This window comes from Actinacidiphila sp. bgisy144, assembly GCF_057708105.1.
Map to the genome: position 1 here is coordinate 41,536 of NZ_JBYIRM010000029.1, position 23,038 is coordinate 64,573.

Annotated in this window: 22 protein-coding genes and 3 pseudogenes; 15 read left to right on the forward strand and 10 right to left on the reverse strand. The window is 72.7% G+C overall.

The features are described from left to right. Positions 1–48 precede the first annotated feature (48 nt). The 3 genes from AC3EVP_RS28055 to AC3EVP_RS28065 all read left to right on the forward strand — a co-directional run bounded on the left by AC3EVP_RS28055 (position 49) and on the right by AC3EVP_RS28065 (position 2,906). On the forward strand, positions 49–558 hold the full coding sequence (locus AC3EVP_RS28055) for an ATP-binding protein (RefSeq protein ID WP_335980139.1): 510 nt from the start codon (positions 49–51) through the stop codon (positions 556–558). Positions 559–801: 243 nt separating this feature from the next. Continuing rightward, entirely contained in the window at positions 802–1,713 is a 912-nt protein-coding gene (locus AC3EVP_RS28060) for a DUF2797 domain-containing protein (protein ID WP_435134524.1), read from the forward strand. Between the two features lie 158 nt (positions 1,714–1,871). Then, positions 1,872–2,906, forward strand: coding sequence for an NUDIX hydrolase (locus AC3EVP_RS28065; protein ID WP_335980012.1), 1,035 nt, complete (start codon positions 1,872–1,874; stop codon positions 2,904–2,906). Positions 2,907–2,971: 65 nt separating this feature from the next. On the opposite strand, the gene AC3EVP_RS28070 is transcribed toward AC3EVP_RS28065, so the two are convergent. Beyond that, positions 2,972–4,384 carry a dipeptidase gene (locus tag AC3EVP_RS28070; protein WP_435134527.1) on the reverse strand — a complete coding sequence of 471 codons (1,413 nt, stop codon included), beginning with the start codon at positions 4,382–4,384 and terminating at the stop codon, positions 2,972–2,974. Between the two features lie 143 nt (positions 4,385–4,527). Here AC3EVP_RS28070 and AC3EVP_RS28075 point away from each other — a divergent pair, with 143 nt between their 5' ends. Next, positions 4,528–5,841, forward strand: coding sequence for a geranylgeranyl reductase family protein (locus AC3EVP_RS28075; RefSeq protein WP_335980015.1), 1,314 nt, complete (start codon positions 4,528–4,530; stop codon positions 5,839–5,841). Between the two features lie 34 nt (positions 5,842–5,875). Here the strand turns inward: AC3EVP_RS28075 and AC3EVP_RS28080 are convergent, their stop codons facing one another. Together AC3EVP_RS28080 and AC3EVP_RS28085 are read right to left on the reverse strand one after the other, a co-directional pair. Then, on the reverse strand, positions 5,876–6,361 hold the full coding sequence (locus AC3EVP_RS28080; protein ID WP_435134530.1) for a DUF6332 family protein: 486 nt from the start codon (positions 6,359–6,361) through the stop codon (positions 5,876–5,878). Positions 6,362–6,595: 234 nt separating this feature from the next. Then, entirely contained in the window at positions 6,596–8,110 is a 1,515-nt protein-coding gene (locus AC3EVP_RS28085; protein ID WP_435134532.1) for an MFS transporter, read from the reverse strand. An 85-nt stretch (positions 8,111–8,195) separates the two neighbouring features. On the opposite strand from AC3EVP_RS28085, the gene AC3EVP_RS28090 reads away from it, so the two are divergent. Beyond that, complete coding sequence (locus tag AC3EVP_RS28090) at positions 8,196–8,585, forward strand: MarR family winged helix-turn-helix transcriptional regulator (RefSeq protein ID WP_335980023.1); 390 nt, start codon at positions 8,196–8,198, stop codon at positions 8,583–8,585. A gap of 45 nt (positions 8,586–8,630) precedes the next feature. Here the strand turns inward: AC3EVP_RS28090 and AC3EVP_RS28095 are convergent, their stop codons facing one another. Further along, positions 8,631–9,407, reverse strand: a complete 777-nt coding sequence (locus AC3EVP_RS28095; RefSeq protein WP_435134536.1) for a maleylpyruvate isomerase family mycothiol-dependent enzyme — start codon at positions 9,405–9,407, stop codon at positions 8,631–8,633. 81 nt (positions 9,408–9,488) lie between these two features. Beyond that, positions 9,489–10,955, reverse strand: coding sequence for an MFS transporter (locus AC3EVP_RS28100; protein WP_435134539.1), 1,467 nt, complete (start codon positions 10,953–10,955; stop codon positions 9,489–9,491). Positions 10,956–10,972: 17 nt separating this feature from the next. Between AC3EVP_RS28100 and AC3EVP_RS28105 the strand changes: the two genes are divergently transcribed. The 6 genes and pseudogenes from AC3EVP_RS28105 (at position 10,973) to AC3EVP_RS28130 (ending at position 15,871) form a co-directional block, all read left to right on the forward strand. Continuing rightward, complete coding sequence (locus AC3EVP_RS28105; protein WP_335980027.1) at positions 10,973–12,196, forward strand: ROK family protein; 1,224 nt, start codon at positions 10,973–10,975, stop codon at positions 12,194–12,196. A gap of 129 nt (positions 12,197–12,325) precedes the next feature. After that, positions 12,326–13,363, forward strand: coding sequence for a hypothetical protein (locus AC3EVP_RS28110; RefSeq protein WP_435134543.1), 1,038 nt, complete (start codon positions 12,326–12,328; stop codon positions 13,361–13,363). Positions 13,364–13,472: 109 nt separating this feature from the next. Further along, positions 13,473–14,036 (forward strand): hypothetical protein, encoded by a 564-nt coding sequence (locus tag AC3EVP_RS28115; RefSeq protein WP_435134546.1) that lies wholly within the window; start codon positions 13,473–13,475, stop codon positions 14,034–14,036. A 66-nt stretch (positions 14,037–14,102) separates the two neighbouring features. After that, positions 14,103–14,739 (forward strand): annotated as a pseudogene (locus AC3EVP_RS28120) (helix-turn-helix domain-containing protein). Beyond that, positions 14,736–15,203: a hypothetical protein gene (locus AC3EVP_RS28125; protein WP_435134549.1), complete on the forward strand. Its 468-nt coding sequence runs from the start codon at positions 14,736–14,738 to the stop codon at positions 15,201–15,203. Before AC3EVP_RS28120 ends, AC3EVP_RS28125 begins: the two are co-directional and overlap by 4 nt. 98 nt (positions 15,204–15,301) lie before the next feature. Beyond that, positions 15,302–15,871: a histidine phosphatase family protein gene (locus tag AC3EVP_RS28130; protein WP_435134552.1), complete on the forward strand. Its 570-nt coding sequence runs from the start codon at positions 15,302–15,304 to the stop codon at positions 15,869–15,871. 46 nt (positions 15,872–15,917) lie between these two features. Here the strand turns inward: AC3EVP_RS28130 and AC3EVP_RS28135 are convergent. Beyond that, positions 15,918–16,891 (reverse strand): annotated as a pseudogene (locus tag AC3EVP_RS28135) (helix-turn-helix domain-containing protein). Between the two features lie 477 nt (positions 16,892–17,368). Here AC3EVP_RS28135 and AC3EVP_RS28140 point away from each other — a divergent pair. Beyond that, positions 17,369–17,602, forward strand: coding sequence for a hypothetical protein (locus AC3EVP_RS28140; RefSeq protein WP_435134555.1), 234 nt, complete (start codon positions 17,369–17,371; stop codon positions 17,600–17,602). Here AC3EVP_RS28140 and AC3EVP_RS28145 read toward each other — a convergent pair. Next, complete coding sequence (locus tag AC3EVP_RS28145) at positions 17,594–18,355, reverse strand: IS5 family transposase (protein ID WP_435134558.1); 762 nt, start codon at positions 18,353–18,355, stop codon at positions 17,594–17,596. The two genes, AC3EVP_RS28140 and AC3EVP_RS28145, sit on opposite strands and share 9 nt — an antisense overlap. Positions 18,356–18,478: 123 nt before the next feature. Here AC3EVP_RS28145 and AC3EVP_RS28150 point away from each other — a divergent pair. After that, a pseudogene (locus AC3EVP_RS28150) lies at positions 18,479–18,841 on the forward strand (IS5 family transposase); the annotation flags it as partial. Between the two features lie 8 nt (positions 18,842–18,849). Here the strand turns inward: AC3EVP_RS28150 and AC3EVP_RS28155 are convergent. The 3 genes from AC3EVP_RS28155 to AC3EVP_RS28165 all read right to left on the reverse strand — a co-directional run bounded on the left by AC3EVP_RS28155 (position 18,850) and on the right by AC3EVP_RS28165 (position 20,827). Beyond that, entirely contained in the window at positions 18,850–19,383 is a 534-nt protein-coding gene (locus AC3EVP_RS28155) for a hypothetical protein (protein WP_435134561.1), read from the reverse strand. 291 nt (positions 19,384–19,674) lie between these two features. Next, positions 19,675–19,926: a hypothetical protein gene (locus tag AC3EVP_RS28160; protein ID WP_435134671.1), complete on the reverse strand. Its 252-nt coding sequence runs from the start codon at positions 19,924–19,926 to the stop codon at positions 19,675–19,677. Positions 19,927–20,353: 427 nt separating this feature from the next. Next, a complete protein-coding gene (locus AC3EVP_RS28165; protein ID WP_335980033.1) occupies positions 20,354–20,827 on the reverse strand; it encodes a MarR family winged helix-turn-helix transcriptional regulator in 474 nt (157 codons plus the stop codon). A 139-nt stretch (positions 20,828–20,966) separates the two neighbouring features. On the opposite strand from AC3EVP_RS28165, the gene AC3EVP_RS28170 reads away from it, so the two are divergent. Then, positions 20,967–21,875, forward strand: a complete 909-nt coding sequence (locus tag AC3EVP_RS28170) for a dioxygenase family protein (RefSeq protein WP_435134567.1) — start codon at positions 20,967–20,969, stop codon at positions 21,873–21,875. 115 nt (positions 21,876–21,990) lie between these two features. Next, the gene (locus AC3EVP_RS28175; RefSeq protein ID WP_435134570.1) at positions 21,991–22,926 is read left to right on the forward strand and encodes an NADP-dependent oxidoreductase; all 936 of its coding nucleotides are present in this window, start codon (positions 21,991–21,993) and stop codon (positions 22,924–22,926) included. Positions 22,927–23,038: the final 112 nt, after the last annotated feature.

Genomic DNA, 23,038 nt, shown 5'->3' on the forward strand with positions numbered 1-23,038 from the left:
GCCCCGCAGGGCGCCGGCCCCACCGCGGAGGGAGTCGCAGCCGTGATCATGCAATCCGACCAGACCGACCCGGTACGCCATGAGTGCGCACTCGAACTCGAGGCGCATCCGTACCGCATCCAGCAGATCCGCCGCATCGTGTCGGCCCAACTGCGTTACTGGCGGGTGGAGTCGCTCGTCGACGCGGCCTCCACCGGCATCAGCGAACTGCTGGCGAACGTGCACCGGCACGCGCGTCCGGACAAGCAGTGCGCGGTGCAGCTCACCCTGGTGCCCGGCCGCCTCACCGTGGCCGTCACCGACCACGACACCCGGCTGCCGCACCTCCAGCCGATGGAGCCGACCGCCACCACCGGCCGCGGGCTGGCGATGGTCGAGGCGATGTGCGACAGCTGGGGCACCGACCTGCTGCCCGACGAGAGCGGCAAGGTGGTGTGGTTCGTGCTGCGCACGCCCACCCAGCAGCCGAAGCTCGTCCCGCTGCGGTCCGTCACGGTCCCGCTGGAGGAGACCGCGGCGACCGCGGCCCCGGAACTCGCCGTCGCCTCGGTCGCCTGACCGCCCGCCGGGCCCGCCGGACGCGACCGGCCCGAGCGGCCCGACCCCGCCCCACCGCAGCCGCGGACGTGCACCGCAGAAGTGAGCGCCGGACCGGCCGCCGCCTCCCGTGAGCAGGGAGGAGGCGGCCGGTCCGGCGGGCGGGCGGGCGGCGTTGTCGTCCGGCGGGCGGGCGGGAGGCGGGCGGCGTTGTCGTCCGGCAGGCCCGGCGGCGTTGTCACACCCTCGCCCTACCGTGGAGGCATGTGGCGGAGCACAGGCATGGGCTGGCGGGAGGAGGGCGCCCGCTGGACGTGGTGGCACCCCTCGTACGGCCGGCGCGCGAGCCCGCTGCCGCTCGGCGCCGAGCTGCGGTTGGCGCTGGACGCCGCCGCGGTCCGGCGCTGCGCGGGCGTGTGGCGCGCGGACCGCGCCGTCCCCTGCCCGCGGGGCGCCGAACTGCCGCCGGCCGCGCGGCGCGACCAGTGCGAGGAGTGCGGGGCGCTGGACCGCAGGTCGTCGGTGGCCGCGGACACCGTGCCGGACGACCCGCGGCCGTACCGCGTGTACCTGGCGTACTTCGGGCCCGGCCTGCTCAAGGTCGGCATCACCGCGGCGGCCCGCGGGCGGCTGCGGCTGCTGGAGCAGGCCGCGGTGTGCTTCGCCTTCCTCGGCGAGGGCCCCCTGATGGCGGCACGCCGCACCGAATCGGTGCTGGGCGCCGCCCTCGGCGTACCGGACCGGGTCGCGGACCCGGCCAAGCGGGCGGCCCGGCACCGGCTGCCGGGCCCGGCGGACCGCGCCGCGGAGGTGGCGCGGCTGCACGCGCGGGTCACGGCGCTGCGCGACCGGCTGCCGGAAGCGCTCACCCTCGCGGAGCCGCGCTGCGTGGACCACGCCGGGCTGTTCGGGCTCGCCGCCGACCCGCCGCCCCCTCCCCCGGCCGCCGAGGTCACCGCGCTGCTGCCCGGGCACGCCCTGGCCGGCACGGTCCGCGCGGTCGCCGGGCACGACGTGTACCTGGACACGCCCGGCGGCCCGCTGCTCTTCGACGCCCGGCTGGCGGCGGGCTGGCCGCTGCGCCGTCCTGCCGCCGACCAGGACCCGGCGGCGTCCGCCCCGGCCCCGACCGCGCCGCTGCGCTCCCCTCCCCCGCTGCCGGAGGCCCTGTTCTGACCGCGCTTCCGACCGCGCTTCCGACTGCGCGCCGGACACCGTGCACCGGCCCTGCGCGGGCGCGCGGTGGACCGGGCGGGTCTCACCACGTGACCGGGCGCGTTTGCCGGGCCCGAAGTTCCGGGCAATTCGTAGGGGTCTACGGAGAAGGGGGCACCGTGATCATCTGGGTGAACGGGGCGTTCGGCGCCGGCAAGTCCGGCGCGGCGCGCGAAATGCTGGACCTGGTACCGGAGAGCACCCTGTACGAGCCCGAGGTGCTCGGCGAGTGCCTGCGCCGACTGCTGCCGGAGAAGCGGCTCCAGGAGGCCACCGACTACCAGGACCTGGCGATCTGGCGGCGGTTGGTGGTGGAGACCGCGGCCTCGCTGCTCGCCGAGGTCGGCGGGGTGCTCGTCGCACCGATGACGCTGCTGCGCCAGGAGCACCGCGACGAGATATTCGGCGCGCTCGCGGCCCGCGGCATCGAGGTGCGGCACATCCTGCTCGACCCGGGAGAAACGATCCTGCGCGCCCGGATCACCGCCCGGGCCGAACACCCCGGCGAGCCGGGCGCCGACGACGCCGCCCGCCGCTGGGCACTGGACCGTATCGCCGACTACACCGCGGCGCTGCCCTGGCTGACCGGCGACGCGTACGTCGTCGACACCGCAGGGCTCGACCCGCGGCAGACCGCGGTGGCCGTCGCCGAGGCGGTCGGCCGCGGCGAGGGCGTGTGCGGCATCGTGCAGACGCCCGAGCCGCGCGCGGAGACGGTGGCCGCGGGTGTCCTGCTCTTCGACGACGCCGACCGCGTGCTGCTGGTCGACCCGACCTACAAGCCCGGCTGGGAGTTCCCCGGCGGCATCGTCGAGCGCGGCGAGTCGCCGGTCCGGGCCGGGCACCGCGAGGTCGCGGAGGAACTGGGCATCGAGCTGACCGGCGGCCTCGAACTGCTCGTCGTGGACTGGGAACCGCCCCAGCCGCCGGGCCACGGCGGGCTGCGCCTGCTCTTCGACGGCGGCCGGATGCCCTCCTCCGACATCGGCCGGCTGCTGCTGCCCGACACCGAACTGCGCGGCTGGCGCTTCGTCACCGAGGACGAGGCCGCCGGACTGCTGCCCCCGATCCGGCTGGACCGGCTGCGCTGGGCGCTGCGCGCCCGCGAACAGGGCCGCGCCCTCAACCTCGCCGCCGGCCAGCCCGCCCGCTGACCGGCCGCGCCGCGCCCGGCCCCGTTCCGCGGGTGCCGGGCGCGCGGCGCGGGAGCGCGGACGGGTCAGTTCGCCCGGGCGGCAGCGTAGCGGCGCAGGAAGAGCGCCTCGGTCAGGGCCAGGCGCTCCAGTTCCTGCGGCGAGACGCTCTCGTTGACCGCGTGGATCTGCGCGTCCGGCTCGCTGAGGCCGATGAGGAGGATCTCGGCGGACGGGTAGAGGGTGGCGAGGGTGTTGCACAGCGGGATCGAACCGCCCTGGCCGGCGATCGCCATCTCCTGGCCGTACGCCTCCCGCATGGCCGCGGACATCGAGGCGTACGCGGGGCTGGCGGTGTCGGCGGCGAAGGGCTGGCCGCTGCCGCGCCGCTCCACCCGCACCTTCGCGCCCCACGGCGCGGCCGCGCGCAGGTGGTTCTCCAGCGCCTCCGCGGCCTCGGCGGCGTCGGTGCCGGGCGGCACCCGGACGCTGACCAGGGCGCCGGCCTCCGCCTGGACGGACGGGGTGGCGCCGACCACGGGCGGGGCGTCGATGCCGAGGACGGTCACGGCCGGCCGGGCCCACAGGCGGTCGGCGATGGCGCCGCCGCCGACGAGGCCGACCCCGTCGAGCACCTTGGCGTCCTTGCGGAAGTCGGCCTCCTCGTAGGCCAGTCCGGTCCACTCGCCGGTGTTGTCCAGGCCGTCCACGGTGGTCGCGCCGGAGGCGTCGCGCAGCGAGGCGAGCATCTGGATGAGCGCGGCCAGCGCGTCGGGGGCGGCGCCGCCGAACTGCCCGGAGTGCAGGTTGCCGGCGAGGGTGGACACCCGCACCTCGGCCATCGCCATGCCGCGCAGCGAGGCCGTGACCGTGGGCAGGCCGACCCGGAAGTTGCCGGTGTCGCCGATGACGATGGCGTCCGCGGTGAGCAGTTCGGGGTGCTCCTCGGCGTAGCGCTCCAGGCCGCCGGTGCCCTGCTCCTCCGAACCCTCCACGATCACCTTGACGTTGACCGGTACACCGCCGTGCGCGCGAAGCGCCCGCAGCGCGGTCAGGTGCATCAGCAGGCCGCCCTTGCAGTCGGCCGCGCCGCGCCCGTACCAGCGGCCGTCCCGCTCGGTCAGCTCGAACGGCGGGGACAGCCACTGCGCCTCGTCCAGCGGCGGCTGCACGTCGTAGTGCGCGTACAGCAGCACCGTGGGCGCGCCGGCCGGGCCGGGCAGCAGGCCGTAGACCGACTGGGTGCCGTCCGGCGTGTCGAGCAGGGCGACGTCCTCGAAGCCGTCCGCGGTCAGCGCCGCCGCGATCCAGTCCGCCGCCTTCCGCAACTCGCTGCGCGGGTACTGCCGCTCGTCGGCCACCGACGCGAAGGACACCAGCTCGGCCAGTTCGGTCCTGGCACGGGGCATCAGCGACGCGACGGTGCCGGCCAGCGGGCCGGACGGCTCAGCCTGCGGCTCGGACGGCTGCGGGGCCTCGGACTTCGGATCTGACGACATGAACGCTCCTGGTAGGGACGGGCGGCACGGCCGGACGAACGCCGGCAAAGCGTGACAGGCACCGGCAGACCGGTGCCCCCGCCGGGGCCGGCGGGCCGCTGCCGATGGTGCCACAGCGAGCCCTAGGCCACGGGCGCAATAGGATGCTTGCGGACAGCGCTGAACAGCGAGGACAGCCGAGCGTGGCGAGCGGGAGCGAAAACGACGTGAGCGGTGAGCAGCCGGCCCAGGGCAGCAGTGCGGAGAACGACGGGACCGAGCCGGTCTGGGACGTCGTGGTGGTCGGCGCGGGACCGGCGGGCGCCTCGGCGGCCCACGCGGCGGCGGTGACCGGCCGGCGGGTCCTGCTGCTGGAGAAGGCCGAGCTGCCGCGCTACAAGACGTGCGGCGGCGGCATCATCGGGCCGTCCCGGGACTCGCTGCCACCGGGCTTCGAACTCCCGCTGCGCGACCGAGTGCACGCGGTGACCTTCAGCCTCAACGGCCGGCTGACCCGCACCAAGCGCTCGCGCCAGATGCTCTTCGGCCTGATCAACCGGCCGGAGTTCGACGCCGGGCTGGTGGACGCGGCGCGCGAGGCCGGCGCCGAGGTGCGCACCGGGGTGACCGTCTCCCGGGTGGAGCAGCACGGCCCGGGCGTGCCCGACCGTCGTACGGTCGCGGTCGTGGTGACCGGCAGCGCGGGGGCCGGGCGCGGCGAGGAGCAGACCGTCTACGCCCGCGCGGTGGTCGGCGCCGACGGCAGTGCCAGCCGGATAGGAGCACACGTCGGGGTGAAGCTCGACCAGGTCGACCTGGGCCTGGAGTCGGAGATCCCGGTGCCCGCGTCGGTCGCGGAGGACTGGGCCGGCCGGGTGCACATCGACTGGGGCCCGCTGCCGGGCAGTTACGGCTGGGTCTTCCCCAAGGGCGACTCGCTGACCGTGGGCGTGATCTCCGCGCGCGGCGACGGCGGCGCCACCAAGCGCTACCTCGACGACTTCGTGGCCCGGCTGGGCCTTGCCGGGTTCGAGCCGAGCGTCTCCTCCGGGCACCTGACCCGCTGCCGCGCCGACGACTCGCCGCTCTCCCGCGGCCGGGTGCTGGTCTGCGGCGACGCGGCGGGGCTGCTGGAGCCCTGGACCCGCGAGGGCATCTCGTACGCGCTGCGCTCCGGCCGGCTGGCCGGCGAGTGGGCGGTGCGGATCGCCGAGGCCCATGACGCGGTGGACGCGCGCCGCCAGGCGCTCAACTACGCCTTCGCGGTCAAGGCGGGGCTGGGCGTCGAGATGGGCGTGGGGCGGCGGATGCTGGCGCTGTTCGAGCGGCGCCCCGGGCTGCTGCACGCGGCGCTCACCACCTTCCCGCCGGCCTGGCGGGCGTTCGCCGGGATAACCCGCGGCAAGCGGTCGCTGGCCGAGCTGGTGCGTACGCACTCCCTCGCCCGCCGCGCGCTGGACGCCGTCGACCGCACCTGACCGGACGCGCGGGGGGCCGGGCCGGCGGGGGTGCTCAGCCGGGCCGGTCGGCCCGCCGCTCGCCGCCGCTGCGGGCGGCCTGCCGCACCACCCGCCGCGGCCGGTGCGGGGTGACCAGCGGTACGAGCGGCGCGGCCGTGTCAGGGGCAGCCGTGTCAGGGGCGGCCGTGTCGCCGGGGCCGCCGCCGTAGCCGCGCGGGAGGAGCGCCGGTGCGGGCGGCGCGGCCCGGCGCTGCTGCCGGGTGCGGCGTTCGAAGCGGTGCAGGGTGAGCACGACCCGGCCGAAGAACAGCCCGGCCGCCAGGACCGCCGCGGCGCCGAGCCACGTGTCGCGGACCGGGCCGCGCACCGCGCCCGCCAGCACCGGCGCGGCCGCCACCACGAACCCGGCCGCGCCGAGCACCGCGGCGGTGGCCAGGGCGTACATCGCCTCGACCGCGGCGGCCTCGCGCTCGGCCTGGGTCCGGCGCCCGGTCAGCCCGTGCCCGCCGCTGCCGCCCCTGTTCCCGGTGTTCCTCATGCCCGCCTCCCCCTGCGCTCGCGCCGCCCGCCCCTTGCCCATGGCGCCGGCACGGCAGTAGACGGCGTACGGTCCGGCCGCGTTCCCCCGAAGGCGCGTGCTGCGCCCGGCGGTCGGCCGCCGGTGACAACAACGGGCCGGCCCCGCGCGTTCCCTCCTCGCGCGGGGCCGGCCGGTCGTGCCGGGACGTCCGTGGGGACGCTCCGGTGGTTCGGTCGCGTACGGTCTTGCGGGTCAGTCGCGTACGGTCACCCGGCTGCCGTCGTCCTCAGCGGCGCGGGCCGCCTCGGTCTCGGAGGAGGCCACGAGGATGCCGTAGCTGGGACGGCGCCGGCGCAGCCCGCTCAGGGTCAGCAGCAGCCCGGCGAAGCCGACGCCGGTGACGACCCACAGGCCGGTCCGGTAGCTGTCGAGGGTCTCCTGCGGGCTGGCGGCGTGGCCGCTCGCGCCGGAGGTGACCACCGCGGTGACCACGGCGAGGAAGATCGCGCCGCCGACCTGGAAGGAGGTGTTCAGCAACCCGGAGACCATGCCCTGCTCCTCGTCGCGCACCCCGTTGGTCGCCTGGATGTTCAGCGCCGGGAAGGCGGTGGCGAAGGCGGCGCCCAGCAGCAGCATCGACGGCAGGATGACGGCCGCGTAGCTGGGGTGCAGGCTCAGCCGCAGGAACAGGACGTAGCCGACGACCAGCGAGGTGAAGCCGGCCGCGATCACCCGCGGGGTGCCGAAGCGGTCGACGACCGGCCCCATCCGGGTGGACAGGATCGCCACCAGCGAGCCCGCGGGCAGGAACGCCAGCGCGGTCTGCATGGCGCTGTAGCCGAGGATGTTCTGGAGGTACTGCGTGACCAGGAACTGGAAGGCGACGTAGGACCCGAAGAAGGTGGCGGCGCCGAGGTTGGCGCGCACCTGCCGGGAGTCGCGGAGCACCCCGAGCCGGACCAGCGGGTGGGACGAGCGCTGCTCGATGGCGGTGAAGGCGGCGAGCAGGGCCGCGACCGCGGCGAAGGAACCGAGGGTGCGGGCGGAGGCCCACCCGGCGGACGACGCGGAGACCACGGTGAACACCAGGAGCAGCATGGCCCCGGCCCCGGTGACGGCGCCCGGGAGGTCGAAGCCCCGCCCGCCGGCCTTCTCGCGCGGCGACTTGGGGATCAGCTTGAGCCCGGCGACCAGGGCCACCACGGCGACGGGCGCGGGCAGCAGCATCGTCCAGCGCCAGCCGGCCTCGGTGAGGAAGCCGGAGAGCACCAGGCCCATCGAGAAGCCGGTGGCGCCGCAGCTGGAGTAGATGGTCAGCGCCTTGTTGCGGACCGGGCCCTCGGCGAAGCTCGTGGTGATGATGGACAGGCCCGCGGGCGCGGTGAACGCGGCGCTGAGGCCCTTGACGAAGCGGGTGGCGATCAGCAGGTCGCCGGAGTCGACGAGGCCGCCGAGCAGCGAGGCGACGGCGAAGACCGCGAGCGCGATCAGGAATACGCGGCGCCGCCCGAGCAGGTCGGCCGCGCGGCCGCCGAGGAGCAGCAGGCCGCCGTAGCCGAGGATGTAGCCGCTGACGACCCATTGCAGCGAGGACGTGGACAGGTGGAGGTCGCTGCCGATCGAGGGCAGCGCGACGCCGACCATCGAGACATCGAGGGCGTCGAGGAAGAGCGCGGCGCACAGCACGAGGAGGGTGCCCCATTGCAGGGCGCTCCATCGCTCGTCGTGGCGGGGGACGGTAGGGGACGGCAATGACGGAGAGGTCATGCCGAGAAGAGTACATGCATACGCATCCAATGCAAGTGCATTAATTGCTCGTGCATAATCGTCCGTTTTCTGCTACCGTGGCGCCATGACCGGCGACAAGGGTGAGCGCGCGCTCGTGCAGGAATGGCGGGACATCCTCGCTGTTCACGCCCGTACGGCTTGTGAGATCGACCGCGAGCTGCATCAGTACGGACTCGGCGCCAGCGACTTCGAGGTGCTGGACGTACTGGCCGGCGACGCGGAGGACGGCTGCTCCTTCCGCGTGCAGGAGCTGTCCGACCGCGTCCACCTCAGCCAGAGCGCGCTGTCCCGGCTGGTGGCCCGCCTGGAGAAGGAGGGCCTGGTCGACCGCGGCACCTGCAGCGAGGACCGGCGCGGGGTGAAGGTCGCCATCACCGCGGCCGGCCGCAGGCGCTACGAGCAGGCCCGCCCCCACCACCGCGCCGTCCTGGAGCGGATGCTCGTCAAGTCCTGAGCCGTCCCGCCGGGCCCGTCCTGCTTCAGCTCCTCAAGGCGCGGCTCAGGACGCGGCGCCCGAGGCGTGCCACAGGTCCATGACGGACCGGTCGCCGCGCAGGACGAGGCGGTCGTGCGGGAGGCGGTTCCACAGGGCGAGGTACAACTCGGCGGCGGGCGCGCTCACTTCGCAGTCGGCTGGGCCGTCCGGGCCGCCGCGCTCGGCGCGGGGCGGTTCCTGGGTGAAGTGCAGCGTCCAGCCGGGGTCCCCCGCCACGTCGTCCGCACGGACCCGCAGGGTGCGGGGCTGCGGACTGCGCGCCCGCTTGCGGCCCTTGAGCTCGAAGCGGAGCAGCATCTCGGCCACACCGTCCACGGCGAAGGCAGGGTCGATCGGCGCCGGGGCGAGGCCGGCGGCGGACTCGGCGTCGACCCGGTGGACGGCCGTCTCGTGGGCCTGGCGGCGCACCCAGAACTCCAGCGGCGAGGGTGCGGGCAGGAAGGTCCAGCACGCCACGTCCGCCGGGGCTGCGGCCAGCACCTCCACCAGCCGCGCGTGCGCGCGCAGATACCAGTCGGCGAGTTCGCCGCCGTCGTCCCCGCTGCCGTCGGCGCCCTTGCCGCTCGGCGCCGCCTCCTCGTCCATCCCGACCGGCTCGGTCCGCCCCTCGGCGACGAACCCGGCCGCCCAGCGGTGCACCGCCCCGGTGTGTCGCAGCAGGTCGCGCACCTGCCAGCCCGGGCAGGCGGGCACGGGCGCGTCCAGGCCCGCGCGCCGCGCCGCCCCGGCCAGCAGCGGTCCCTCGCGGCGCAGCGTCTCTACGAACTCGGTGTTCTCCACAAGGGAATTGTGCGGCTCCAGCGCCGCCCGTCAACCGCGCGCCGCCGTGGGGGAGCCCTTCGAGGACCCGGTTTCCGTAGGTCAGGCCGCCTGCGGCGGCGAGGTGTGCCGGACCGACCAGGCGATCACCGCGGCGACGGCGGCGAGCGCGGAGACCGTGGTCAGCGCGGTCGGCAGGCCGACGGCGTCGGTCAGGAAGCCGATCGAGGGCGGGCCGAGCAGCATCCCGCCGTAGCCGAGGGTGGAGGCGGCGGCCACCCCGCCGGCGCCCGTCAGCGCCCCGGCGCGCGCGATGGCGGTCGGGAAGAGGTTCGCCAGACCGAGCCCGGTGAGCGCGAAGCCCACCATCACCAGCGCCGTGACCGGCGCGAGCGCGCCCACCAGCATGCCGCCGCAGGCGGTCAGGCCGCCGAGCACCAGCGCGCGGCTCTGCCCGAGGCGGGTGAGCAGCGCGGTGCCCGACAGCCGCCCGAGGGTCATCGCCGAGGTGACGCAGGCGTAGCCGGCGGCCGCGACGCCGGGCCCGTTGTGCAGGTCCTGCTGGATGTGCAGGGCGCCCCACTCGGCGAGCGCCCCTTCGCCGTACGCCGAGCACGCCGCGATCAGGCCGAACACGGCGACCAGCAGGGCGGTCCGGTGCCCGGCCGCCGCACCGCGCGCACCGGCCCGCGCCGGTGGGTCCTCCGCCGCGACCTCGGCCACGGCTCGCTGTACGGCCTCCGGTACGGCCCCTGGCGCCGTCGTGCGCCGCCCGCCGCCGGCGGACCCGCCGGGGACCGGATCGGCGCGGACCGTTCCGCCGTGCGCCGTATCGCCGTACGCTGTACCGCTGTTGCCGGTCCCGACGGTCCCGACGGTCCCGGCAGACCCGGCCGCCTCCGGACGGGGCGCGGCCTCGGCCCGGGCGGCGGGCGCCGTCACGCGTGCGTGGCCGATCCGGTGCGCCAGCATCACCCGCCCCGCGAACAGGACCGTCAACAAGCCGATCGGCGTGAGCAGCATCAGATGGGTGGCGGGCGACAGGTGCGAGGCGAGCAGGCCGCCGATGCCCGCGCCGAGCAGCCCGCCGAGGCTGTAGGCGGCGTGGAAGCTGGACATCACCGGGCGGCGCAGCGCGGCGACCAAGTCCACCGCGACGCTGTTCATCGCGACGTTGAGGCCGCCGTAGGACGCGCCGAACAGCAGCAGCACCAGTCCGAGGGCGAGGGCGGAGTGGGTGCGCGGCGGCAGGGCCACGCTCACCGCCAGCAGGGCCGCGGTCGCGACGGTCACCCGCTCGTTGCCGAACACGCGGCACAGCCGCCCGGTGAGCACCATCGTGGCGATGGCACCGACCGACACCCCCAGCAGGGCCAGCCCCAACTGCCCCGCCGAGGCGCCGACCTGGGCCTTGATCGCGGGGATGCGCACCACCCACCCGGCGAAGAGGAAACCGTCGACCGCGAAGAAGACGGTGACCGCGACGCGCAGGGCCCGCAGGCCCGGATCGGCGGCGAATGTGTGGTGGGATCGGGACAGCGCCGTCCCTATTTTGTTCAGCGTCGGCACAAAGTGAGAATAGATTGGTGACACAGATTCGGACAAGGCTTGAGCGCGGCCGAGGCGCGCTCGGTCCGGCGCTCGGCCTGGTGCACACCGGCCGCGCCCCGACCCGCGCCCTGCTCACCGCCGAACTGGGCGTGACCAGGGCCACCGCAGGCGCCGTCGCGGCCGAACTCGAAGCACTCGGCCTGATCCGGGTCGACACCCGGCCGACCGGGCCCTCCGGCGCCCAGGGCCGCCCCTCCCACCGGCTGGAGGTGGCCCCCGAGGGGCCGGTCGTGCTCGCCGCGCAGGTGCACGCCGACGGGTTCCGCGCCGCGCTGGTCGGCCTCGGCGGCGGGACCGTGGCCACCGCGCCCGGCTCCATGACCGTGCCGGCCGACCCGGCGCACGTCCTCGGCGAGGTCGTCGCCGCCGGCGCGGAACTGCTGCGCGCCCACGGGCGGGTGTGCGTGGGCGCGGGGCTCGCCGTGCCGTCCGCGGTCGCCGAGCCCGAGGGCACCGCGCTCAACCCGCTGCACCTGGCGTGGCCGGCGGGCGCGCCCGTGCGGCGCGTGTTCACCGAGCAGGTCGCCAAGGCCGGCATCACCGGCCCCACCGGCCGCCCGGTGCCCTGCTTCGTGGGCAACGACGTCAACGTGTCGGCGCTCGCCGAGCACCGCCACGGCGCCGGGCGCGGCGCCCAGCACCTCCTGGTGGTCGCCTCCGGCCACCGCGGGGTCGGCGGTGCCCTGGTGCTCGACGGCCGCCTGCACACCGGCAGCTCCGGGCTCGCCCTGGAGGTCGGCCACCTGACCGTCCGGCCGGACGGCCGCCCCTGCCACTGCGGCTCGCGCGGCTGCCTCGACGTCGAGGCCGACCCGCTCGCCTTCCTCGAGGCCGCCGGGCGCCCGGCCGGCCCGGAGGTCTCACTGCTGGAGCAGAGCCGCGACCTGCTGCGCGCGGAGTACGACGACCCGGCCGTACGCGGCGCCGCGCACACCCTGATCGACCGCCTCGGCACGGGCCTGGCCGGGCTGGTCAACGTGCTCAACCCTGACCGCATCCTGCTCGGCGGCCTCCACGGCCACCTGCTCGACGCCGACCCCGACCGGCTGCGGGCCGTGGTCGCCGACCGCAGCCTGTGGGGGCGCAGCGGGAGTGTGCCCCTGCTGGCGTGCGAGCTCAAGCACAACGGGCTGGTCGGCGCCGCGGAACTGGCGTGGCAGCCGGTGCTGGACGACCCGCTGGGCGCGCTCAGCTCCTGACCGCCCTGGCCCGGCAGGGTGACGCGCGCTCCGGCCCGGCAGGGTGACGCGCCCCGCCGCCCCCGTCGGAGCGGCCTGAGCCCGTACAGTGGTGCGGCCCCGGGCGGGGGCGCGGGAGGAGGGGACGACGTGAACGTGGGCAGGGGGCGGTCCGCCGCGGCCGCGTGGGTCGAGCGGTACGCCCGGCCGGACGCGGGCTTCCGCGGGGCGTACTTCAGCGGCTCGACGGTCGGGCTGCCGGACGGCGCCGAGCTGGCACCGTCCTCCGACGTCGACGTGGTGGTCGTCACCGCCGCGGACGCCCCGCCGGCCAAGCCGGGCAAACTCCGCCACCGCGGTGTCCTCCTGGAAGTCAGCTACCTGCCCTGGTCGCTGCTCGCCACCGCCGACGGCGTCCTCGGGTCCTACCACCTGGCGGGCAGCTTCCGCACCGACTCCGTCATCGACGACCCCACCGGGCACCTGCGCGCCCTGCACGCCGACATCGCGGCGCGGTTCGCCGCGCTGCCCTGGGTCCGCCGCAGGTGCGAGGACGCCCGCCGGCGGATCGAGACCGGCCTCGCGGCCCTCGACCCCGCCGCGCCCTTCCACCAGCAGGTGACGTCCTGGCTCTTCCCCACCGGCGTGACCACCCACGTCCTGCTGGCCGCCGCGCTGCGCAACCCGACGGTGCGGCTGCGCTACCCCGCCGCACGCGTGGCCCTCGCCGACCACGGACTCCCGGGCCGCTACCCCGATTTGCTGGACCTCCTCGGCTGCCGGCAGCTGACCGCCGACCGCGTCCGGCACCATCTGGCCGCGCTCGCCGAGACGTTCGACGCCACCGCCGCCGCGGCCCGCACCCCGTTCTTCTTCAGCAGCGACATCACCGCGGCCGCCCGCCCGATCGCCATCGACGGCAGCCGGGACCTCATCGACCGCGGCGACCACCGCGAAGCCGTCTTCTGGATCATCGCGACGTTCGCCCGCTGCCACACGATCCTGGCGGCGGACGCCCCCGGCCTGCACCGCGCCCTCTCCCCCGCCTTCCGCGCGGCCGTCGCCGACCTCGGCATCACCTCCACCGCGGACCTCCTGGCCGGCGCCCAGCGGACCCTGCACTTCCTGCCCCGCCTGTGGGGGACCGCCGAGGACGTCATGGCCGCCAACCCCGGCATCCACGGGTAGCCGGCGAACTCCCGCTGCGGGGAGGCCCGTTCACCGGCCGCCCGGTGAGCCGCCGAACGCCTTGCAACGCCATGTCCCAGGCGTCTGTCAGACGTTAGCGTTGCCATCCATGGGCGCAGTAGTTGTCACCATCACGGCAGGTTTCGCCGGGTACCTCGTCACCTACTTCAACAGCCTGCGGTTGACGCAGCGGCAGGAACGGCTGGCGCGGGTGAACCGCCAGCTCTCCGAGTTCTACGGGCCGCTTCTCGCATTGGTTGAGGTCAACAGCCGTCTGTATCAAGCCTTCAGCGAGAAGCACCCCCGCCCCGAAGGACGCGAGCCGCTGTCCCACCAGGACGAGCAGGTCGAATGGCGGCTGTGGATCAACACCGTCTTCCTGCCCACTCACCGCGCCATCCGCGACCTCGTCAACGCCAAAGCGGACCTGATGGACGAAGCCGAAATGTCCCCCCTCCTTTTGGAGGTCTACGCGCACGCAGCCTGGCACGAACTGTCCGCCGCGAAATGGGAATGCGGGGACCTGACCATCGAGCACCCGCCACGCGCGTTCCCGGCAACCGCGATACGCGCCTACGCCCGCGAGAACTTCGCACGCCTCAAGTCCGAGCAGACAGCTCTCCTTGGACGGCAGCGCCGGCAAGGCAGGCGTACTGCCACCCGACGCTACTGAACTTGATTGGGTGATGTCGGGCCGTTCGGCTGAGGTGCGGGCCGTAGGCGCTGTAGACCTGGTTGGATGAGGTATGCGCAGGGCGGCGGGCTGACCGACGCGGAGAGGTCGGCGAGGGAGCGGGTCCGCCTGGATGCTGTGTCCCGCTGCGAGGCTGGCGAGACGAACAGAGCCGTGGCTGCCGCGTTGCGGGTGTCGCAGCGGTCGGTGAGGCGTTGGCGTCGGCAGTGGCGCGAGGACGGTGTGGCTGGCGTCGTCTCGAAGGGATCGCCAGGTCGTCCCAGGCTCTCCGAAGGCCAGATCGCCAAGCTTGAGCGGGAGTTGGAGCGTGGACCGCTCGCGCATGGCTGCGCTGCGCCTGACCAACCCGCTACGCGAGTTCATCGCCGCCAACGCCGACTGGCTCACCGTCTTCCAGTTGCCTACCTACGCACCCGACCTGAACCCGCAGGAAGGTATCTGGTCTCTGGTCAAGCGGGACCTCGGTAACCTGACCGCCTTGGACCTGGGTCATGTCACCCGGGCCGTCAAACGCAGGCTCAAGATGCTGCAGTACCAGCCCCAGGTGATCGATGGATGCCTCGCCGGCACTGGCCCGGTCCTTGATGGCTGCCCAGTTGGCAGACCCGGATCTCGAACGCGCACGATAGATTCACTCGACCCCAAAGCGGGCTTCCACCTGACGAATCGAGCGAGCCGATGAGCGACGACGTGCTGTCGGTCATTCCCACTGACCCGTACTGGCAGCCCGACCCCGCCGCAGGAGCTCGTGCCGCCGCGATCGTGGAGAGCCTGGCACCCGGGGCGCCCGACGCCATTGAAAGTGACATCAACGTCACCTGGCACGACACGCCCGCCTTCGTTGACTGTGGGCAGAATTTGGAGCGGATCGGCTGCGGGCACTGCGGCGCCGAGGTCGACACCGAGTGGTGGGGCGACCTCATGGATGCCCATGACGAAGACGGGTTCGTCACCCTCGCCGTCCAAGTGCCCTGCTGCGGTACCGCGACCACGTTGGATGCGCTGGAGTACGAATGGCCGTGCGGCTTCGCCCGCTTTGAGATCGCGATGTGGAACCCCGAACACGCCTGGTTCAGTGACGAGGAACTGACCGCACTCGCCGATGCACTCGGGCACCCTGTGAAACAAGTCCGGGCTCACATCTAACGCCCGCCGAAGGCCGCCCGACATCACGAGTTCAAGTTCAGTAGTGCCGTATCAGGCAACGTTCACCCTGTGTTCGATATGAGATATGGTCCTCAGCCATGGGCGAAGTGGTGCTGATCAGGCACGGCGAGACCGCATGGAGCCGGACCGGCCGACATGCTGGCCGAACCGACCTGCCGCTGACCGAGGCGGGGGAGGACGCGGCACGTGCGCTTGCACCTCGGTTGGCCGAACGGGAGTTCGCCGCCGTCTTCAGCAGCCCGCTGACTCGCGCCGTGCGGACCGCCGAACTGGCGGGGCTGAGCGGTGCGGAGCCCGACACCGACCTGATCGAGTGGGACTACGGCCGCTACGAGGGGCTGACCGCCGAGCAGATCCAGGAACTCAAGCCGGGCTGGGATCTGTGGCGCGATGGCGTCGACGCCGGCGAGGACCTCGGGCACGTGACGGTGCGGGTTGACGCCTTCCTCGGCCGGCTCAGGCCGCTGGCGGACAAGGGTGACGTGGCCGTCGTTGCGCACGGCCACCTGTCACGCGTACTCACCGCGCGCTGGCTCGGGCTCGACTCGTCGTCCGCGCGGCAGTTCGGGCACCCGCATCCAGGGACGATCAACACGCTGGGTTACGAGCACGAGCTGCCAGTCGTGCTCGGGTGGAACGTGCCGTAATGGCGGCTGCTCGTGCCCCGTCCAAGGTGCAGCTAGTGCCGTGCCGTTAGGCGACGTTGGCCCTGTCGACGACGGAGCGTAGGCGCCGGTCGTCGGCGTGGCGATTTCGCCAGATGATGTAGCGGCGGATCATGCTGCCCTGCTCCGTGTGGCTGGCGTGGTCGGTGCCATCAAGGGTGAAGTAGCGCAGGGCGGTGAACTGGGCTTCTATGCGGTTCAGCCAGGAGCTGTTGGTCGGGGTGTAGGCGATCTCGACGTTGTTCGCCGCGGCCCAGGTGTTGACCCGCTGGCACCTCTTCGTGGTCAGGTGCGGGGAGAAGTTGTCCCAGACGATCTCGATTCGCACTGTCGGCGGGTAGAGGGTTCGCAGGTAGCGGCAGAACTCCAGGAACTGGGTGCGCTTCTCGACCGGCTTGATATGGCCGTAGAGCTTGTCCTTGGCCAGGTCCAGGGCGGCGAACAGGTGCCGTACTCCGCCGTAGCGGTTGGCCCGAACTCGTCCATGCAGAGGACGACTTCGGGCTCGTTCTCCTCGGGTATGACCTCGCCGTCGGCGATCGCGTAGAGTGTTCTGAAAGGAGACGCCTTCCTCGCGGAGCGCGATGCGCAGGCTCTCGTGGCTGATGTCGTCGACCACCCCCTCGGCGACCAGGAAGTCCGCCAGCTTCGTCAGGCTCCAGGTCGAAAAGGGAAAGGGCAGGTCGTGTTTGGCTTGGACTTCGCGATCTTCTTGATCTCGCGCCGCTCAGGCAGTGTGAACGTCCTGGGCCGACCGCCGGAGTACTTCGGATACAGGGAGTCGAAGCCGTCGGTGTTGAAGTTGTGGATCACATCCCGGACCCGATCCGCGCTGGTGAACGTCACCTCGGCAATCTTCGCCACCGGCATGCCCTGGGCGGACAGCAGGACCATCTGGGCCCGCCGCCAGGTCAGCACCGACCCGGTTCCCCGGCGGATGATCCGAAGCAGCCGCCGGCCCTCGTCATCATCGATCTCGCGTACACGTACTCGTTCTGCCACCTGAACAGAGTGACGGCCACGCACCCCCCGGCACAGCACCGGGACTGCGCGTCACATCACAACAGGCCAAACGTTGCCTGCTACAGCACTAGCTGCGTTCTGCGGGGCATCAACGCTCCCCACGGCGCATGTGCATTCGATCAGCCGTTGCGGGTTCGGTGGAGGCGGACGCGGCGGTCGTGGTGATGCTAGAACGGGGCCGGCGCGATGCCTGGCGGGCTCTCGGTGAGACCGGTGACCACCGGCGCCAAGAGGATCAGTCCCGCTGGGCTTCGCGGGGGGCCGGTTGTCCGCTGTGTCGGGAGGACCGGCGGGTCATGAGGGTGATGGCGGCGCATAGCGCCTTCACCAGCTCCTACCGCATACCTACGCGCAACGTCCGGACGCAGTACCGCGCAACTGTCGCACCACCACAGCGACGTCCGCTCTTCCGATACGCGCCCCATCGTCGACCAAGTCGCCGGGCAGGATGGGGTCATGGTGGAGATCAGCTTCCTGACCGAGTCTGACCGCGCCTGCCGGGAGGTTCTGGCCCGTGGCAAGGACACGTACTTCGACGTCGAACGCATCAATGACAGCTGCGAACAGACCTGGCGACGCCTGCTCGACGACCAGCAGATACGCGGGATCGCCGCCCGGCTGAACGGCAGGATGGTCGGTATCGCGCACTACCTCTTCCACGCCAGTGAGCGTTTTCCATCCTTAGTCTGAGCTGGCCAGATGCAGGCAGAGGACGGCTTGGACGAGGCCGGTAACGCGGTTGGTCGAGCAACGGATCTTGCGGAGGAGTCGCCAGGACTTGAGTGTGGCGACGGCCCGCTCGACCAGGGCTCGGATCTTCGCGTGGGACCGGTTGACGGCCTTCTGGCCTGCGGAAAGCTTCTCCCATCGGCCCCAGTACGGGACGCGGACCGTACCCGCGGCACCTCGGTAGCCCTGGTCGGCCCAGCAGGTGACGCCGGCCTTTGCAAGAGCGGCGATGATGCCGTGTTCACGGGCGGCCCGGACATCGTGGACGGCTCCGGGCAGAGCCGGTGACGCCCACAGCAGCCGGCCGGACGGATCGGCCAGGACCTGCACATTCATCCCGTGCTTCTTGTGCTTGCCGGAGTAGAAGGGGCGGTCCGCGGCGATGCGATCGATCGGCAACAGGGTGCCGAGCAGCACGAACGCCTTCGTCGATGCCGTCCGGGCCGCTTCCGCGAGAGTCGGGGCGAGCGTGGCCAGGAGCTCGACGGCTTCGGCAACGTACCGGTAGGCCGTCGTGGTCCCGATGCCGAAACCGGCTGCCAGCTGGGCGTACGGATGGCCGTTGCGAAGGTAGGCGAGGGTGAGCAGAGCTTGCCGCCCCGGGCTCAGACGCCTCCACCGAGTGCCGAGCTCCCGGCGGTGCTGGCGGAGCCTGGCGGACAAGAAGCGAAGGGCAGAGCTGGACACGTCGACGCCCGACGGGTAGACAAGCACACGAAGCCCCTGGTGGAGACGGATTTCTTGGTCGAAAACCCATCTACCAGGGGCTTCACCTGTCTGCCAGCCCAACTGACGTGCTCAGCTGCCAGGTTGGAAAAGGCTCACTGTCCCTAAGGAATCTCCGGCGCGAACATGCACGACAGCCAGGGCCTGGAGCCACTCGTGCGCGGCATCCCGCCCTTCCGCTCCCGCCGCGGCCCCCGACGCCGCCGGCCGGTGAAACTGCACGCTGACAAAGGTTACGACTACGATCACCTGCGTCGATGGCTGGGCGAGCGTGGAATCCGCCACCCCATCGCCCGCAGGGGTGTCGAGTCCTCACAGCGACTGGGGCGGCATCGGTGGGTGGTGGAGAGAACCGTGTCCTGGCTGGCGGGGTGCCGGCGCCTGCACCGGCGGTACGAGCGCAAGGCCGAGCAATTCCTCGCCTTTGTCGGCATAGCCGCAACCCTCATCGGCTACCGAAGACTCAGCTGCTGAGGTCGCGACTACCTAACGAGCTGTTCTGCCGCGTGGAAGTAATGCTTCGACTGGGCTTCCGCCAGTTTCCACAGAGCTGGCAGCCCATTCCTCCGAAGCTGGTCTTCTGCCTCCTGCTGGCAGGCCAACTCGAAGCGGGCAAGGCTGTCGAATGCCCCGATGCGGATGGCGGACGGCCAGGCTGCAACCGCCTCCGACGCCGAGCCAAGCCCCTGCGCTGCCACGATGTCTTGCTGCTTTGGCTTCGTCAGCACCACTACGACAAACACCACAACGCTCCAGCCTCTAACGAAGTCATGCCCCGCAAATTCTGCCGGGTACCTGGCATCCAGAGACCAGCTCTCGGCAAACGCAGAGCCGAGCAGCTCGTCGTTGAGATCTCGACCGTCAAGAAACGCCGTGATGTTCGCCACCCCGGACATGATCCGGCTATAGCGGTCGACCAGGCCGGCTCGCTCCGTCAGTACCTGTGCAGCTCCGCCCAGCCGGATGGCCGCCGCGCAACACAGGGCCTCCCCAGCGACGTCGAACGTCTCGTCCACGATCCCCCGTCCCGGCTCCGATGGAGCAACATCAGGCACGATAACCGCAAGGGCACCAAAGGAAACGGCGTCTAAGTTCAGCAGGAACTGGAGCACACAGACGGTGGCCAACTGGGCGGGCGAGAGAGCCGCCCGCCCGTCGCGCGAGTATCAGCCAGCGAAGTCCTCTCCGAGCATGCCCGCTGACCACACCGCGGCACGGGGAAAGCCCAAGATCACCGACAGAGTCAAGCTCAGAGGCCGCCGGCCACAGGCCGAGGCGCAGCGGTTTTGCGGGTACCCCTTGGGCGATCAGTGCCGTGAGGGGGGTCGCGAGGTCCCGTGGGGAGAACGGGTCGGGGCCCGCGTACGCGGCGACGGGTGCCACCACTTCAGGCCGCTGATGTGCTCCGCGGCGAGCTGGGCGTCGCTCAGGGCCCCGCGGGGGCGGAAGTCGGCCGTACGGACGAGGAAGTGGTCGTTCACGACGCCGTCGTAGCCCTCGGCGTGCCCCGGCGCCACGACCTCCTGGTGCCACACGTGCGGCGGATCGTCCCCCAGCACGAGCCCGGCCTCCTCCCGCAGTTCCGGCGCAGCGCGGCCCGCGGGGTCTCCCCCGCCTCGGTTCCCCCGCCGGGCGCCGCCCGCAACACGGTTCCGGCCAACCGCGGAATGACGAACCGGCAGAGCAGCACCCGGTTCTCCTCGTCGAGCACGACCCGCGCACGGCATGACGCAACCTCACCGACGGCATCGAGCCACCCCAGCTCGTTCTTCGACCCTCCCGACCTTGGCGTTTTCGGTCATGGCGAGGCCGCGTTCGACGGCATTTCCGGGTTCGTTGGCGGGGCCCTGGTCTGCGGTTCTTCGAGCCTGGTGGGCGCCCTGCTCCGGCTCCCGGCCCGCTCGGACCGCGTGCTGCGGCCGGCGGACCCGGCCAGGGGGAGGAGGAGGTTCGCGCCTGGTGAGAGGTTTCCGTCCGAGGCGGCGCTCACCCCCTGTCGAGTTCCTGACGCAGCGTGGCGGCGATGCGGGTGAGCGCGGTGGTGAGGTGGCGCCGCTGGGCGGCGGTGAGTGGGTCGAACACGAGCCGTTTGACCTGGGCGACGTGTTCCGGCGCGCTCTCGGCGAGTTTCTGCCGGCCGGCGTCGGTGAGGGTGGCGAGGGTGTACCGGCCGTCGCCGTGGTCGGGGCGGCGGGTGACCCAGTCACGGGTCTCGAAGCGGTCCATGACCTTCGACAGGCGCGGCTGGGTGCTGTCGCAGTCCCGCGCCAGCTCACTGAGCCGCATCGTGTCCTCATCCGCCATGGACAGCCGGGCCAGCACCCCGTACTCGAAGTTGGAGACACCCGCGTCTCGCTGCAACTGGCGGTCGAGGGTCGCGGGGAGGGCGATCACGACTGTCAGCAGCGCCTGCCACAGGGCCTGCTGTTCGTCGTCGAGCCAGGGTGACGGCGTGTCCATGAACCCCATCGTACTTGCCCAGGCAACCCACGTCACATGCCTCGGCAACCCCGTGATCACTTGCCCGGTCAAGTGACATCACTTGCCTGGGCAACTCCTTTCGGAGTATCTTCCCACTTGCCTCGGCAAGAAAAATAACTTGCCCAGGCAAGTCAAGGAGCTGATCATTGTGCCGCCGGCAACCAATCTGACCTCGCCTCTCGCATCACACGGACCCGCCGCGGCGTACGACGACCTGCTCGCCCGGGTCCTGCCCCAGGCACGCGAGCAGAGGATGTGGGAGCCGTCGGACGGACCCCTGCCCAGCCTCTTCGTCAGCCACGGGGCCCCGTTCACCCTCGACGATCCGCAGTGGCTCGATGCCCTCTTCGACTGGGGCCGGTCGCTGCCCAAACCGCGGGCCATCGTCGTCGTCTCGGCCCACTGGGAACAGGCGCCGGTCGCGATCTCCGGGGCTGCGGCCGGCACCCCGCTGCACTACGACTTCGGCGGCTTCCACCCCCGCTACAAGACCCTCCCCTACGCGACCCCGGACGCCACCGACCTGGCAAGGCGCCTGGCGGGCCTGATGGGCCCCACGCCGGTGCACCAGTTCACCGGCCGCGGCCTCGACCACGGCGCCTTCATCCCGCTCATGGCCATGTACCCCGCGGCCGACGTCCCCGTCGTGCAGCTATCCATGCCCAGCCTCGACGCCGACGACCTGCTCGGCCTCGGCGCGCGGCTGCGGCCCCTGCGCGAAGAAGGCATCCTCGTGCTCGGCTCGGGCTTCATGACCCACAGCTTCGCCGTCTTCCGCCGGCCGGAACTCGCCGCCGCCACGACTGCCTTCGACGCGTGGGCCGTCGACGCCCTCTCCCGGGGCGACGCCGACGCCCTCATCGACTACCGCGGCAAGGCGCCCGGCGCCGACATCGCCCATCCCACCGCCGACCACTTCGTCCCGCTGCTGTGCTCCCTCGGCGCAGCCGACGACCCCAGCAGCGCGATCAGCACCATCGACCGCATGGTGATGGGCAACTCGACCCGGTCGCTGCAACTGACCTGAACACCTCGACACCCCGGCCGACGTGCTCCACCCTCACGCCCGATCGCCCGATCGCCCCATCGCCCCATCGCCCCATCCGCGGCGACGGCATCAACACACCCAGGAGAAAACCCTCATGAAGGCCATGCGTTTCCACGAGTTCGGCGGCACCGAGGTCCTGCGCTTCGAAGACGTGGACCGGCCCGTTCCCGGCGCCGGGCAGGTGCTGGTCCGGGTCGCGGCCACCTCGTTCAACCCGGTCGACGACCACATCCGCGCCGGCCACCTGGCCGAGCTCATGCCGACCCCCCTCCCCTACGTGACCGGGATCGACCTCGCGGGCACCATCACCGAACTCGGCGCGGGCGTGACGGGCCTGGCGGTCGGCGACCATGTCGTGGCCATGCTGCCCCTGGACACCGCCGGCGGCGCCGCCGAGTACGCCGTAGTCCCGGCCGACTCCATCGCACCGGCGCCGAAGACCCTCGCCCTGGCCGACGCCGCGGCGCTGCCGCTGACCGGCCTCGCGGCCTGGCAGACGGTGTTCGAACTGGCCGAGCTGAAGCCCGGTCAGAAGGTCCTGGTCAACGGGGCCGCAGGCGCGGTGGGCAGCATCGTGGTGCAGCTCGCCGTCGACGCGGGAGCGCACGTGACCGCGGTGGACGGCCCGCAGCACGCCGACCGCCTCTTCGGCTACGGCGCGGAGCGCGTCGTCGAGCCCCTCGACCTCGCCGCCGGTCCGGCCGCCGTGGGCGGACCCTTCCAGGTCGTGGTGAACCACGTGCGGCACTCCCCGGAAGACCTCGCGCGGCTGACGGACTACGTCGCCGACGGCGGCGTCGCCGCCAGCAGCGGTGGCGCGATTCCCGAGGACCCCGCTCGCGGCGTGCGCAACGCGAACTTGTGGGTCCGCCCCGACGGCGCCCAGCTGGCCGAGCTGGCCGCCAAGGTGGACGCCGGCAAGCTCCGGGTCCACGTGGCCGCCCGCCGTCCGGTGACCGAGCTCGCCGCCGTCCACCAGGACGCCGCCGCCGGGCGACTGCCCGGCAAGACGGTCATCCTCGCCCCCTGACCCCCACTGTCCCGCACTGCCGGCGACACCACCGGATCTCCTTTCTCGTCCCACCGGCGAGAAAGGAGATCCGCTCCGCCACCACCGGCGGCGGGCAGGGTGCCTCGGCGTC

Excerpts from the sequence above, each read along its gene's own strand:
- AC3EVP_RS28085 (WP_435134532.1), bottom strand. The coding sequence starts at position 8,110 with ATGACCTCTCCGTCATTGCCGTCCCCTACCGTCCCCCGCCACGACGAG.
- AC3EVP_RS28125 (WP_435134549.1), top strand. The coding sequence starts at position 14,736 with ATGAGCGACGACGTGCTGTCGGTCATTCCCACTGACCCGTACTGGCAG.
- AC3EVP_RS28130 (WP_435134552.1), top strand. The coding sequence starts at position 15,302 with ATGGGCGAAGTGGTGCTGATCAGGCACGGCGAGACCGCATGGAGCCGG.
- AC3EVP_RS28165 (WP_335980033.1), bottom strand. The coding sequence starts at position 20,827 with ATGGACACGCCGTCACCCTGGCTCGACGACGAACAGCAGGCCCTGTGG.
- AC3EVP_RS28080 (WP_435134530.1), bottom strand. The coding sequence starts at position 6,361 with ATGAGGAACACCGGGAACAGGGGCGGCAGCGGCGGGCACGGGCTGACC.
- AC3EVP_RS28055 (WP_335980139.1), top strand. The coding sequence starts at position 49 with ATGCAATCCGACCAGACCGACCCGGTACGCCATGAGTGCGCACTCGAA.
- AC3EVP_RS28070 (WP_435134527.1), bottom strand. The coding sequence starts at position 4,384 with ATGTCGTCAGATCCGAAGTCCGAGGCCCCGCAGCCGTCCGAGCCGCAG.
- AC3EVP_RS28175 (WP_435134570.1), top strand. The coding sequence starts at position 21,991 with ATGAAGGCCATGCGTTTCCACGAGTTCGGCGGCACCGAGGTCCTGCGC.
- AC3EVP_RS28090 (WP_335980023.1), top strand. The coding sequence starts at position 8,196 with ATGACCGGCGACAAGGGTGAGCGCGCGCTCGTGCAGGAATGGCGGGAC.
- AC3EVP_RS28115 (WP_435134546.1), top strand. The coding sequence starts at position 13,473 with ATGGGCGCAGTAGTTGTCACCATCACGGCAGGTTTCGCCGGGTACCTC.
- AC3EVP_RS28060 (WP_435134524.1), top strand. The coding sequence starts at position 802 with ATGTGGCGGAGCACAGGCATGGGCTGGCGGGAGGAGGGCGCCCGCTGG.
- AC3EVP_RS28075 (WP_335980015.1), top strand. The coding sequence starts at position 4,528 with ATGCTTGCGGACAGCGCTGAACAGCGAGGACAGCCGAGCGTGGCGAGC.
- AC3EVP_RS28140 (WP_435134555.1), top strand. The coding sequence starts at position 17,369 with ATGGTGGAGATCAGCTTCCTGACCGAGTCTGACCGCGCCTGCCGGGAG.